Raw genomic sequence first — 14,097 nt, forward strand, 5'->3', positions numbered from 1 at the left:
TCATCAGCTTGTAATATGCAAAAAAATGATTTTGATTGATTCGATATGAGAGACATTTGAAAAGAGAAAATTTTAAAGTCTTCAAGATTCTAAATTCAATAGAAAAAAGATAAATTATCATTATAAAACAATATGATAAATCATAAAAACGAAATCTCTAATAGTAAACAAAAGAACTGTAAAAAAATTAATAGATAAAAACACTTCAATAAATCGTTTCATACAAAAGCACTAACCCACATGATACTTGTCAAAAAAATCTTTTATTTCTTTTCTTTATCACCTTGATGCTGCATGGCTAATGTACGCAAGCGCAGAGCATTTAATTTAATAAAACCCGTTGCATCTTTTTGATTATAAGCGCCTTGATCATCCTCGAAGGTTACCAACTCACTCGAATAAAGCGATTTTTTACTTTGGCGTCCTTCTACAATCACATTTCCTTTATAGAGCTTTAATGTAACTTCACCTTCAACATGTTCTTGAGATAAATCAATCGCTGCCTGCAACATCTTGCGTTCAGGCGAAAACCAAAAGCCATAATAAATGAGTTCTGCATAACGTGGCATCAATTCATCTTTTAAATGAGCTGCACCACGATCTAGCGTTAAAGATTCCATAGCCCTATGTGCTGTCAAAAGAATGGCCCCCCCTGGGGTTTCATAAATACCCCGTGATTTCATACCGATAAAGCGATTTTCTACTAAATCTAACCGACCAATACCATTATTGCACCCATAATGATTTAATTTTGTAAGTAAAGTTGCAGGTGATAAATTTTTTCCATTGATTGAAACAGCATCGCCTTTTTTAAAACCAAGCGTGATTCTGGTTGCTTGATCGGGAGCATCTTCCGGCGAAAGAGTACGCATATGGACATATTCAGGAGCAGAAAGTGCCGGATTTTCTAATATCTTTCCTTCTGATGAAGAATGCAATAAATTTGCATCCACTGAAAAAGGTGCTTCACCTTGCTTATCTTTTTCTATAGGAATTTGATGTGTACGTGCGAATTCAATTAGATCTGTTCGACTCTTAAAATCCCAATCACGCCATGGAGCAATAATCTTGATATCAGGATTAAGTGCATAAGCAGAAAGCTCAAAGCGTACTTGGTCATTGCCTTTTCCTGTTGCCCCATGGGCAATGGCATCCGCTCCTGTTTCCTTAGCAATCTCAATAAGCCGTTTTGAAATAAGTGGACGCGCAATTGATGTCCCCAAAAGATATGTTCCTTCATAAACAGCATTGGCGCGAAACATTGGAAAGACAAAATCACGCACAAATTCCTCACACAAATCTTCAATGTAGATTTCTTTAACACCCAGCATCTCTGCTTTACGACGCGCAAGTGCTAACTCTTCCCCCTGCCCTAAATCAGCTGTAAAAGTTACAACCTCAACGCCTAGTTTAGTTTGCAACCATTTGAGAATAATTGATGTATCCAACCCCCCTGAATAAGCCAAAACAACTTTCTTCATATTTTGCCACTTTTTCATTTTAAAGTTCTATATGAGCTGCTTTTTTTATTTTTTCCTAAAAATTTAAACGATGCAAGAAATATAAAAATAAATTCTTTTTAAGCAACATTAAAAAGACTCAAAAAGCGTAAATAAAGGCGCTTCGGACTATAAATAGCGTGAACACTACTTAAAAACAAGAGGAGATTTAGGTGTCATTTCTACCGGAGTGGTCTATTATTGTACAATTTTCTTTAGCATCGTTGATTTTAGCACTTATTCCAGGACCAGACATGATGCTTTCTGTGGGAAGAACCATTACACAAAGCAAAAAAGCTGGAATTATGTGTGCCTTGGGGAGTGCAACAGGATTTGCTATTCAAGTTATTGCTGTAGCACTTGGCTTGTCAGCACTTATTTTTGCTGCGCCACACGCCTTTGTTCTTCTGAAAATTGTTGGAGCCTTTTATCTTTTATGGTTTTCTTTCCAAGCTTTACGGAGAAAACCAACATTTTCCTTTGAACAAACATCTTCTAAATCTCAAAGCTCCAAACGTAACTATCTTGCTGGTATTGGAATTAATCTTCTCAATCCTAAAGTCATACTCTTTAACGCAACATTCTTACCACAATTTATTAATGAGAATGATCCTATGGCAACACAAAAGTTACTTTTTTTAGGACTCTCTTACATTCCTATTTCTTTCCCTATTACAATTTCGGTCGTTTTTACAGCGCATAAACTTACCAAAACTCTTAAACAAAATCCTCTCTATATTCGCTTTCTCGACTGGCTTATTGCAGGGACCTTTACCAGCTTTGCCCTCCACCTTCTTATCTTTACAAAAAATTGATTTATAAGGTGTAATTTATCACTCTTAATTTAAATGAGAACTCTATATATTGTGAAACGTTCTCATTTTAAATCTGTTTATATTGAATTAAACAATAGCTTTATTCTCTTGTACATCACAAGAAAAGATGGAATTGTCGTGTAGCTAAAAACGACCTAAGAAAAGAATATCTCTTATGACGTGTCCTAAACATCAAAATCTTTTACAACATTGAAAACTAAAAATTTGAATGCTCGTATCAACTTACACACTTTGTATGAAACCTAAAAATATGGATGGTATCATATATTTCACAGAAGCTTTTTTGCTATAGTTTTCACAGGCGTTGTCGTGAGACGGGGAGTACATTAAGAAATGCTTTTTTAAAAACATGTCAATGGATAACAATGGTATTTATGGTGTAGGATATTTATATTTTAGTCACACCATTTTATGTATGAAGCGTAATCTTGCTAAAAAACGTAACAAACAAAAGCATCAGGCAATGTATATCTCCACTCTTTAAAAGTTATTACTGTCGATGCTTTTAAAAATCATAAAACCGAAGTAAAGAGTGTGAAGTGAGGTGAAAATGAGTGACTCTTGAGACTTTCCTCTAAATTAGGCTGCCTCCTCATTGCAGAGATTACACAAACAGACTTTATACAATATCTTTCCCCTATTGAACCTATACAAGCAAAGACTGTTTGTCTCGCACTGATCCGTCTTAATCTCTGTCTCACACATATTCTCTATATGAGGTTTATATGTTTATTTACGGAAAAAATACAGGCTTTATAGACTTAAAATTGTGTTAACTAATGACCAATAGCACTTTCAAGTTTCAAACGTTCAGATTTTCGTAAGCGCTCTGAGGCCGATTTAAGCTGTCCACACGCCGCTAAAATATCGCGTCCACGCGGTATCCGAATAGGAGAAGCATAGCCTGCTTGATTAACAACATCAGCAAAACGCTCGATTTGCTCCCAATCAGAACATTGATAATTACTCCCTGGCCACGGATTAAAAGGGATTAAATTGATCTTCGCTGGAATCCCTTTCAATAACTGAATTAATCGCTTAGCATCATCTATACTATCATTGATATCTTTCAGCATAACATATTCAAATGTGATTCGTTTTGCATTAGACAGACCAGGATAATTACGGCAAGCTTCCATAAGCAAAGCAAGCGGATACTTTTTATTGATGGGAACAAGCATATCCCTTAGCGTATTGTGTACAGCGTGGAGTGAAATTGCTAACATAACACCAATTTCTTCTCCAGTTCGGATAATTCCAGGAACAACCCCACTGGTTGAAAGCGTAATCCGGCGTTTTGATAAAGAGAGCCCATCGCCATCAGAAGCAATCAATAAAGCTTTTTTTACAGCTTCAAAATTATAAAGAGGTTCTCCCATTCCCATCATAACAATATTGGTAATTTTGCGCCCTTCAACAGGAACAATTGCCCCATCAGGCGTATCCTTATCAGGAAAATCACCCAAACAATCACGTGCAACCAACAATTGAACCAAAATTTCTTCCGCCGTCAGATTGCGAACAAGCATCTGCGTTCCTGTATGACAAAAAGAGCAGGTTAATGTACACCCGACTTGCGATGAAAGACATAAGGTCCCACGTCCTTCTTCAGGGATATAAACCGTTTCAATTTCAACAGGCCTTCCAGCCCCACGTGCTGGAAAACGTAAGAGCCATTTACGTGTACCATCCTTTGATATTTGTTCTCCAACAATTTCCGGACGTGCAATGGAAAAATGACGTTTGAGAGTTTCCTGCATTGCTTTAGAAATGTTCAGCATTTCATCAAAATTTGAAACGCCACGGACATAAAGCCAATGCCAAAGTTGACGCGCACGCATACGCGTTTGACGCTCTGGTACACCAAGTGTCTTTAAAGCTTGCACTATTTCATCTTGCGATAATCCAATTAAAGAGAGCTTAGAACTCTCCTTCACCATCACATTATCTGTTTTTTGTGCTAAACATGAACCAACAGGTCTAAGATCATAGGAAATAGCCATTGCTTTCCAATTTACATTACTATTTTAGAAGTTATCAAAACCTTAATGGCACTTTTGAGCCGCATTTAATGCAGCAGTAACCCCTTTTAAGGAATAAGTATAGGTGGTGTGCGTTCCCCGTTTTGATATTGCTTTCACGGTCATATTGTTTCCAGCACGCATAGCAGAAACAAGCTGCTTTTCTAGCTCTGATGACGTCAACCAAGCTGAAGAATCCTTCGTGAAGAAATCAAAGTCCTTATCTCCAATAGTCACTGTCACTCTCGACCCTTCTTGAAGCGTATAACCAGCCATAAACTGCGGTTCAAACGAAACAGGCGATTGAGAACGCTTGGTAACTAAGAAAAAATTATCACCATGATTAACCGTCGTTGGAAGAGCCTTTAAAGGAATAGATAACACATAGCAAATCGTATTTTGGGACGATTTATAAGAATAGACTCCCCACGCTTCAAATTGATTTAAACGGCTTGGCGTTTGTGCACATGCTGCCCCAGCTGTAATAAGAACCATTACAGATGCAGCAATAACAGTCTTTTCAAACATCTTCATTTAGCTCACTTCTTTAATCTCTAACAAGATTCTCTTCATTGGAAAAGTTCAAACAAAAACTCCTCAATACTCATGTATAATTATCCTAATTCCTTTAATAAGCGAAACATTTTCACAGTAATCAGAACATATTTTTACGTTCCATTGTGACCTTTTAGTCGTTACCAAAATATGAACTTTTTATTCAATAATCACATTAAAAAACAATATTTTTAATTTCACACCACCCTTTTCGTTTTTTATAAAAAAACGATACCTTTAAGCAATATGACTTTAAAACAAGATGAAAATATATCACCACTCTACTAAGAAATAAACCACACTCTTTATATCACAAGCAATCTGCTGAAAAACTCTGAAAACACACCCTACACTCCCCACAAAACTTCATAGAACCTCATACCTTGTGAATACCACTTCTCAATTTTACATATTCAATACATGTATGTCTTTAAGATATTCCACCTTTCAATTATTATAGTGTATTCATACTTCGTATTCAATATCGTCCTGATATCGTCTTTTCATAATCTTAATATTATCAATATATTAAATCATAAAACATAGAAACCTTAGATTCTGTCTCAATGGCGAATCGCATAACGTTATCTTTTACCATCAGCCCTTTAAGATACAAATTATATTATTTTTAAACTCTATGGTGTATACCTCACAATTTATACACTTATAATCTTTTTTAAGCCGCATTTGATTCTGAAGTTTGAATCAATAAAGCATAAAGCGCATTAGCATTATGCGTATTGCGTAATTTTTGCACAACATCAGCATGACGCAAAACACGTGCAATCTGTGATAAAGCTTTTAAGTGATCTGCGCCAGCATTTTCAGGTGCCAAAAGAAGAAAAACAAGGTCTATAGGCTCATCATCGAGAGCTTCAAAATCAACAGGACTTTCAAGACGTGCAAATATACCAATAATCCGATTAATATCAGGTAATTTTCCATGCGGAATCGCAATACCACCACCCAGCCCCGTCGAACCAAGTTTCTCGCGTTGCAAAACAATATCAAAAATTACATGCTCACTAAGACCTGTCAGCTGAGACGCTTTTTCGGCTAAAATTTGCAGAACTTGTTTTTTCGAATTCGCCTTAAGAGCCGGAATAATTGCTTCCGGTGCTATTAACTCACTCAAATTCATCCTTTAATTTTCCTCTTACACGCTCAAATGCTCATCAATAAACCTATAAACGGTATCGATATTTAAAGTTCTTTCACTTTTCGCAACATCGCATGTGTTTTTATTTTTAATTGATAACGGGTGAAGGCTTAATACGTCTCATATCACTTTTGACAGAAAAATAAATAGTGTTTAGCTCCTCATTAACAGTATGAGAAAAGAAAAAAAGAAATGAAGTTGTTCATAAAAATTAATTTCCTTAAGACACTAGAAAAGGGCATTATTCGTAAATTTATTAAATTTGTCACAAGAGTTAACGTATAATCCCCATTAGATTTTTTCTTTCTTTAAAAACGAGCTCTTAAATAGAATGAGAAGCCATTGAGCAAAATAGACCTTTAGTTTTAAAATTACTGTATAGCTTAAACAAAGCCTTATAACAAGAACCTAAAGCTTTTCTCCTATTTTAAATACGCCATACAAACCAATAAAACAGGACAATCCTATTAAATAAACGCAATATATAACGGATGGATTCTCCAATCAAAATATCCAAAACAGCATCATCGATATGTTCTTTGATTGGACAGAGAAAGTATGATGAATATCTTTCACCTTTTCTATGATACAATCATGAATAAGCTCAACCAATAAAATAATAAACTCATCTTAAGTGAGGAAGCCTCTTTCACCACTCAATGAAAATTTATTAAATTATACTCATAAAAGAAGTTTGGCATAAATAAGGAGATTTTCAATAATATCAGAGAAAAACTTATCGCACAGCTCAATTAAAAAACTTTATCCTAAAGTCACATTCTTTTATTGATTTACAGCTTTTAATAACATTATCATCGTTTCTACAATAAAGAAAAATTTGCCTTTGTTTCTGTAATAGAAATATGTCGATGACACATGCTTTATTAATAATCACAATGAAGCCTTATCTACCTCCTTTGAAATGTGTTTGATTACTTAGAATAGTGTTTGTGGCGACCATGTTGTTTTTGTTAAATTTAAATGGAAACGTATGAAAGCTGTAAAATCATAGAGAAAAATTATTGCCCAAATAAATTCTGCGGACATCAACATTGTTGATAATATCATGAGGACGACCGTGAACCAACACTTTGCCGGTATGAATAATATAAGCGCGATCGACAAGTCCTAATGTTTCGCGTACATTATGATCTGTTATTAAAACACCAATGCCACGCTTCGTTAAATGACGAATAAGCTGTTGAATATCAAAAATAGCGATAGGATCAATTCCTGCAAATGGTTCATCAAGTAACATAAAATGAGGTCGAGAAGCTAAAGCGCGCGCAATTTCAAGTCGTCGACGCTCACCCCCAGATAACGAAAGAGCAGGCATTTTACGTAAATGATCAATTTTAAATTCATGTAAAAGACTATCGAGCTCTTCACGTTGTTTAAGGCGATCTTTTTCAACGACTTCTAAAACAGCTTTGATGTTATTTTCTACGGAAAGGCCACGAAAAATAGAAGCTTCTTGGGGAAGATACCCAATACCTAAACGCGCCCGTCGATACATCGGAAGATGCGTGATATCAAATCCATCAATTTTAATGGATCCTCCATCAGATTTTATGAGCCCCGTAACCATATAAAAACAAGTTGTTTTACCTGCCCCATTGGGCCCTAAAATGCCAACAGCTTCTCCCGTACGAATGCCAAAAGAAACACCATTAACCGTTGGTCTTCCTCGATAAACTTTAATCAAATGGCTGGCAATCAAGGTCCCTTTTAAGCGCTTTTTTGAAGCTTCACTTGCAAGGTCATGCTGATCAATCTGTTTTTTTCTTTTGATTCCAAACATGCAATCTTAATGGCCATTTTGTCGATTTTGTTTAAAAATAATAGAAACGCGACCTTTTTTCTTAGTTGTCTCACAACCCTCTAAAAAAGCTTTTCCGCTTTCCATATTTGCCGTTAGTTTGCATCCCGTTGCTACATTGTCACCATCTGTTAACACAACATGATTCCCTGTCAAGCTCATCATTTTTGATTTTCCATCAAAAACACCTTTATCCCCCGTTGCAATTTGCGTCGCTATTTTTATATAGACTTTTCCTAAGACTTCCATTTTTTGTATGCCCGATGAACCAAACAAAGAAACAGATGATGCCGTCACATTTTCCTTGTTTCTATCCGCTCCTTTATGAGTTTTATCGTAATAAACAATTAATTTTTCCGCCCGTAAAAGACGTTCACCTTGCACTACTGAAACATCACCCTTAAAAAGCGCTATCCCTTCTTTATCACGTATTTCTAAAGAATCTGCATGAAGTTTTACTGGTTCTTTGTCGTTTGATAGACTTATTCCAAAATGGGTCCCTTCAGCATATCCTAAAACCGTTCCTCCTCCTAACATTCCCACGCTAAAAGCCAACGTCATACCTATCCATCTTTTGTATGATTTCATTCTTTCAATTCTTCTGTTTGTATATACACATGAATTCTCTTTTAAATATTCCTTAAAGATTCGTCTTGATATTGCGTCATTGCTTTTCAAGCACTAAACGCACACCACCATGGAAATACATGTTTTTTCCTTTTTCTCGAATTTTTAAGGCATTGGCGACAAGATGAAAACCGGCTCGCTGAATATTAACACGTTGATTTGTTTTTAACTGTCTTTCAGATAAATTAATATTAGCTGACATAAATTGTGCCATCACTCCATCATTCGTTGTAATGGTGAATGGTTTATCCAATTGTAAAAAACCATGAATGTTATCGTAAATACCCCCTTGTGCTGAAAGAAAAACCTGTCTTTGTTGGCCCATAGATGCTTTCGCTGTAATGTTTTGTAATCCAATTATTCCAGAGCGCGTATGATCTTGAAATGCCTTTTCTGCTTTAAGCCAATAAGGTTCATGAGCACGCGTATACCCTTCTAATTTTGGATTGAGCATCGTCAAGTTCGTCACTCCATTCTCTTCATTATTCAAAGGCATAGGATCAGACGTAACGGGAACCAAGAAAAACGTAAACCAGCAGACCCCCCCCCCTGAAACTAGCGCTAAGAGGGGTAAAAAAAATTTTAATAGGCTAATGCGACGCGAATGCCGAGATGCTTTTTTAAAAACATCTCCAACAGATGATTGCATTGAAAAGACTTCATTACGATTGTGTACGAACATACTCTCCTAATCTCTTAAATATTCCGTATTTTTAATCTGTATAACCTTTATAAGAGGTATTTTCAAATTTTGTTTCTTGAAATTTGTTTTTTCTTGGTTTTATTTTGCTTTTATCCGTTTATATGTTGTAATATGCATGAAGTGCACAATTATAAGAAAGTTTTTTTGTGTGAAAGTGAGGTTATTGTGGTTAAATCAGAGCTTGTGCAAATTATTGCTCGTCATAACCCGCATCTTTTTCAACGGGATGTGGAGAATATTGTAAACGCTATTTTTGAAGAAATTTCAACAGCACTTGCCAATGGCGATCGTGTTGAACTTCGTGGATTTGGAGCTTTTTCTGTAAAAAGCCGTTCAGCCCGTAATGGACGTAACCCACGAACTGGAGAAGCCGTTGCTGTTGAAGAAAAATGGATTCCTTTTTTTAAAACGGGCAAGGATTTACGCGACCGTCTTAATCAGTGAGAAACTTATGATCATTAAACGTATTCTTCTAACAAGTATCGGTGTGATTATCACAGCGTTTTTGATTGTTTTTATCGTAGCTAATCGTCAAGTTGTTCCGTTAACCCTTGATCCTTTTCGAGCAAATTCTGAAAGTTTTACTTATCATGCTCCCCTCTTTATATGGCTCTTTATTTTCTTTGGTTTTGGTATTTTATTAGGAAATCTGATCCGTTGGTTTTCCTATCACAAATGCAAAAAGGCCCTCAAAAAAAGTAAAGCCGAGATCGAGAAATTGAAAACGTCTATCACAAATCTAGTGTAATGGTCTTTTAATGAAGCCTTTTTCTCTTTAGTATTTTATATTCAATACAGAATTTATTTTTATACGTATTTTAATTGATTTTAGTTCTTTTGCACTTTTACGAAACATTTAAGAGCTTTATAATGTAATTTTTTATACTTCATATACCGTGATACAAAACATGCCTGCACAATGCTTTCAATCCTCCCACAAGAATAGATATCCGCAGGAAAAGTTGCCTCTTATTTTAGAAACAGGTATGAGTGAGAATTATGCTCTCATTGATTCTGGCAATGGACAAAAATTAGAGCGTTATGGAGACTATCAAATTATTCGGCCAGAAGGTCAAGCACTATGGAAACCTGCTTTATCACAAAAACAATGGGCTGATGTTGATGCTATTTTCACGGGAAACCGTGATGAAGAAGGTGTTGGTCGTTGGCATTTTCCTAAAAAGCCACTTGGTGAAACATGGCCTCTTTCTTGGAATGGACTGTCTTTTCTAGGTCGCTTTACTTCCTTTCGTCATGTAGGCGTTTTTCCTGAACAAGATGCCCATTGGCGCTCTATGGAAGAACAAATTGTTAAAGCCGCACGTCCTATAAAACTATTGAATCTTTTTGGCTATACAGGTGTTGCCTCTTTGATTGGAGCACGAGCGGGTGCAAACGTTACCCATGTTGATGCTTCTAAAAAAGCCATTGCGTGGGCAAAAGCTAATCAGGAAAGAGCAGGATTACCAGATCATTCTATTCGCTGGATTTGCGATGATGCTGTAAAATTTGTCGAGCGAGAACTGCGTCGCAAAAAAAACTATGATATGATCCTTCTTGATCCCCCTGCTTATGGACGTGGACCTCATGGCGAAGTTTGGCAACTGTTTGATCATTTACCAGCCATGATCACAAATTGTCGTAAACTCCTCTCTGATAAACCGCTCTCTGTTGTCCTTACAGCTTATTCCATTCGTGCTTCTTTCTTTGCACTTCATGCTTTAATGCGCGATGCATTTGTAAATCTTGGGGGTACAGTTGAATCAGGAGAGCTCATTTTGCGTGAAGAAATTGCAGGGCGCGCCCTTTCTACTTCTCTTTTTAGCCGTTGGATTGCTTGAATATGTGTGGACAAAAAACTGGTAGAGTGAAAGAAATTACCTCTCTTAGCAACCCTATCATAAAAGATCTTAAAGCACTTACCCAAAAGAAAAACCGTAATCGAGAAGGTCTTTTTATGGCAGAGGGATTAAAATTGGTCATTGATGCTCTCAATCTCGGTTGGACAATACAGACACTTATTTTTTCTAAAAGTGAAATTGGTAATGCCACTATTGAAAATACTGCTGCACGCGCTGTAGCCAATGGTGGTTTTGTTATCAAAGCCTCACAAAAGATTATGGAATCACTTACCCGACGCGATAATCCACAAACAGTTATTGGTATTTTCAAACAAAAATGGCAACCTCTTGAAATGATAAAAGGGCAAGCTAAAGATGTTTATATCGCGCTTGATCGTGTGCGTGATCCTGGAAATCTTGGGACCATTATTCGCACTGCTGATGCTGTAGGTGCCAAAGGTGTTCTTTTGATTGGCGAAACAACAGACCCTTTTTCACCTGAAGCAGTTCGTGCAACCATGGGATCTATTTTCTCTATACCCCTTTATCGTTTTGATGAAAGTGCTTTTTTAAGCTGGTCGGCTCACTTTAAAGGCATGATCGTTGGCACCCATCTCAAAGGATCTCTGGATTATCGCACTCTTGATTTGAAAAATGGTCCGATAATCCTTTTAATGGGAAATGAAAAACAGGGGTTATCAGATATTCTGACAAGTCGGTGTGATAAACTTGCACGTATTCCACAAAGTGGACGTGCTGACTCGCTTAATCTGGCAGTAGCAACAGCTGTTATGCTTTATGAAATCCGTCGCCCTTATTTAACACTGGAACCATGCGAGAAAAAAATATGATCCGTAAATCACTCCCTTTTTTTCTTCTTGGCTTGGCCCTTACAGTAGGACTTGACCAAGCTGTTAAGTATTGGATTATGCACAATATGCCTCTCGGAACAGAAATCCCCCTTATTCCTTTCCTTTCCCTTTATCATGTGCATAATTCTGGCATTGCATTTTCGTTTTTCTCTTCCTTTTCTCACTGGGGAATCATTGCCATCACGATTATTGTGATTATCTTTCTTTTATGGTTATGGAAGAATACTGAAGACAACAAATTTTTAATGCGTTTCGGTCTTGTCCTTATTATTGGGGGAGCAATCGGCAACCTTATTGATCGTATTCGCTTTCATCATGTCACTGATTATATACTTTTTCACATTGATGATATTTTTTATTTTGCTATTTTTAATCTTGCAGATAGTTTTATCACTCTGGGTGTTATTGCCATCCTTATTGAGGAACTGCGTACTTGGATGAAAGCAAGACATCATTCCAACCATACATCTCCTCATTGATGTTCTCATCGCCTTAAAAACAGAGATTTTTAACCACCATAAGCTTGATTACAAATCCTCTTGGATAATTCTTGCGGCTAATCATTTCACGTATTTTTTTATGAGATTTTATTTTCTCTTCAACTTTATATTTCCATCCTTCATCAATACAAAAGAACTGACTTAAAATAGAAATCAATATCTTTTTACCTATATGTTCCTATCACACCCTAAGAAAAAATATTTTACAGCTTTTTATTAGCACGCCAATCCTGCTTGTGTGTCGTGCAAGAAAATGATCTTGATGGATTGAATATAAACAGATTTGTCATCAGACAATCTTACGATATTTTTGTGAGAGATATCTAGGGTGAAAAATAATATATCTTTATATATCAATGTGTTATATAAAAACTCAATTCAATTAGGAATTCTGATAGGGCAGAGCTTATGCAATCTTGAAGGTTGAAAAATAGCGTGATACTACGCGACATTTTTCTTATCACCTTAAAGATAGATATTTTGTAACTGGGAATTATAGGGTTCCTGTGAATAATAAAAAAAAGTCTTAGTATCGTCCTTTTATCGTGCAGAAATATGGCAAAAAATGGAAATATTTTTCATGAAAATGAACTATTTCCTTACCAATTTGTAAGGTTCCTTGCTTCGATAAATCTCTTGTAATTTTTAAATAAATCTCCATAATAAGGGGGAAAATATGCTGGAATTCCGCCAGTGATTCGGAAGGTTTTTTGTATTTGCCAAATTAAGGCTTATACAAAGTTTGTCTTGAGAATGAGAGAGACACTTAAAAACCCAATGCCTGACGGGACATATGCTAAAGGATTTTATATTATGGCTAATTTTAAAAATTTACGTTCAGCGCCTGCTTCTCATGCTGATGCATCGATTGATCAGGGATTGCGCGACTATATGTTGGGTGTTTACAATACAATGGCCATTGGTTTGCTTATTACAGCTGCTGCTGCCTATGCAATTGTATCATTAGCAACGACAACAGATATGAGCCAAGCAGCAGCTCAGATTAACAGCAGTGTTTATTTAACATCATTTGGAGTAACATTTTATACATCTCCATTCTCTTATATTGTGATGTTTGCACCCCTCGTTGCAGTTTTATTCCTCAGTTTTAAAATTAATACATTAAGCACCAATGCTGCTCGTAGTCTCTTTTTTGGTTATGCTGCTTTAATTGGGCTTTCATTGTCTTCAATCGTTTTACGTTATACGACAGAGAGTATTGTACAAACCTTTGTTATTTCCGCTGCAACTTTTGGAGCTCTTTCACTTTATGGATACACTACAAAGCGTGATCTTACAGCAATTGGTTCATTTTTATTCATTGGACTGATTGGCTTGTTTCTTTCTATGATTGTGAATATTTTTCTTGGGTCAAGTGCTTTGCAATTTGCTATCTCCGTTATTGGTGTTTTTATCTTTGCTGGCTTAACAGCTTACGATACTCAAAACATTAAGTTGATGTATTATGAAGGAGATCAAGGCGATACCAGAGGTCGTAAAGTTATTATGGGCGCGTTGAGTCTTTATCTTGATTTCATCAATATGTTTGTCTTCTTGCTACAATTTCTCGGTTCAAACCGTGATTGATTGCAAAAACAGCGCTTAATGAAGGAACCTTGTTTCTAAAAGAGACAAGGTTCTTTTGTTTTTAGTGTAAGTTTTTGT

The 14,097-nt window shown here is 36.2% G+C and carries 14 protein-coding genes; 7 read left to right on the plus strand and 7 right to left on the minus strand.

Annotated elements, in window-relative coordinates; all coding sequences use genetic code 11:
• Positions 1–263: 263 nt before the first annotated feature.
• On the minus strand, positions 264–1,499 hold the full coding sequence (locus tag NNJ85_RS03835) for an argininosuccinate synthase (RefSeq protein ID WP_254473674.1): 1,236 nt from the start codon (positions 1,497–1,499) through the stop codon (positions 264–266).
• A gap of 173 nt (positions 1,500–1,672) precedes the next feature.
• Between NNJ85_RS03835 and NNJ85_RS03840 the strand changes: the two genes are divergently transcribed.
• Positions 1,673–2,314 (plus strand): LysE family translocator, encoded by a 642-nt coding sequence (locus NNJ85_RS03840; protein WP_254473676.1) that lies wholly within the window; start codon positions 1,673–1,675, stop codon positions 2,312–2,314.
• Between the two features lie 797 nt (positions 2,315–3,111).
• Here the strand turns inward: NNJ85_RS03840 and rlmN are convergent.
• The 6 genes from rlmN to lptC form a co-directional block, all read right to left on the minus strand.
• The gene (rlmN, locus tag NNJ85_RS03845) at positions 3,112–4,338 is read right to left on the minus strand and encodes a 23S rRNA (adenine(2503)-C(2))-methyltransferase RlmN (protein WP_254473678.1); all 1,227 of its coding nucleotides are present in this window, start codon (positions 4,336–4,338) and stop codon (positions 3,112–3,114) included.
• A 42-nt stretch (positions 4,339–4,380) separates the two neighbouring features.
• A complete protein-coding gene (locus NNJ85_RS03850; RefSeq protein ID WP_254473932.1) occupies positions 4,381–4,884 on the minus strand; it encodes an invasion associated locus B family protein in 504 nt (167 codons plus the stop codon).
• Between the two features lie 703 nt (positions 4,885–5,587).
• Positions 5,588–6,052, minus strand: coding sequence for a PTS IIA-like nitrogen regulatory protein PtsN (ptsN, locus tag NNJ85_RS03855; RefSeq protein WP_039759419.1), 465 nt, complete (start codon positions 6,050–6,052; stop codon positions 5,588–5,590).
• 1,024 nt (positions 6,053–7,076) lie between these two features.
• The gene (gene lptB / locus NNJ85_RS03860; RefSeq protein WP_254473680.1) at positions 7,077–7,871 is read right to left on the minus strand and encodes an LPS export ABC transporter ATP-binding protein; all 795 of its coding nucleotides are present in this window, start codon (positions 7,869–7,871) and stop codon (positions 7,077–7,079) included.
• 6 nt (positions 7,872–7,877) lie between these two features.
• Entirely contained in the window at positions 7,878–8,477 is a 600-nt protein-coding gene (locus NNJ85_RS03865; protein WP_254473682.1) for an LptA/OstA family protein, read from the minus strand.
• A gap of 76 nt (positions 8,478–8,553) precedes the next feature.
• Positions 8,554–9,198 carry an LPS export ABC transporter periplasmic protein LptC gene (gene lptC / locus NNJ85_RS03870; RefSeq protein WP_254473684.1) on the minus strand — a complete coding sequence of 215 codons (645 nt, stop codon included), beginning with the start codon at positions 9,196–9,198 and terminating at the stop codon, positions 8,554–8,556.
• Between the two features lie 186 nt (positions 9,199–9,384).
• Between lptC and ihfB the strand changes: the two genes are divergently transcribed.
• The 6 genes from ihfB to NNJ85_RS03900 all read left to right on the plus strand — a co-directional run bounded on the left by ihfB (position 9,385) and on the right by NNJ85_RS03900 (position 14,019).
• Positions 9,385–9,663 (plus strand): integration host factor subunit beta, encoded by a 279-nt coding sequence (gene ihfB / locus NNJ85_RS03875; RefSeq protein ID WP_026500856.1) that lies wholly within the window; start codon positions 9,385–9,387, stop codon positions 9,661–9,663.
• 7 nt (positions 9,664–9,670) lie between these two features.
• On the plus strand, positions 9,671–9,967 hold the full coding sequence (locus NNJ85_RS03880; protein WP_254473686.1) for a lipopolysaccharide assembly protein LapA domain-containing protein: 297 nt from the start codon (positions 9,671–9,673) through the stop codon (positions 9,965–9,967).
• Between the two features lie 160 nt (positions 9,968–10,127).
• Complete coding sequence (locus NNJ85_RS03885) at positions 10,128–11,060, plus strand: class I SAM-dependent methyltransferase (RefSeq protein ID WP_254473688.1); 933 nt, start codon at positions 10,128–10,130, stop codon at positions 11,058–11,060.
• A gap of 2 nt (positions 11,061–11,062) precedes the next feature.
• Positions 11,063–11,911, plus strand: coding sequence for an RNA methyltransferase (locus tag NNJ85_RS03890; protein ID WP_254473690.1), 849 nt, complete (start codon positions 11,063–11,065; stop codon positions 11,909–11,911).
• Positions 11,908–12,411 (plus strand): signal peptidase II, encoded by a 504-nt coding sequence (gene lspA / locus NNJ85_RS03895; RefSeq protein ID WP_254473692.1) that lies wholly within the window; start codon positions 11,908–11,910, stop codon positions 12,409–12,411. The genes NNJ85_RS03890 and lspA overlap by 4 nt, the downstream gene beginning before the upstream one ends.
• Before the next feature lie 834 nt (positions 12,412–13,245).
• Entirely contained in the window at positions 13,246–14,019 is a 774-nt protein-coding gene (locus tag NNJ85_RS03900) for a Bax inhibitor-1/YccA family protein (RefSeq protein ID WP_254473694.1), read from the plus strand.
• Positions 14,020–14,097 lie beyond the last annotated feature (78 nt).

It is taken from the genome of Bartonella sp. B1098 (assembly GCF_944896145.1).
Classification (GTDB): domain Bacteria; phylum Pseudomonadota; class Alphaproteobacteria; order Rhizobiales; family Rhizobiaceae; genus Bartonella.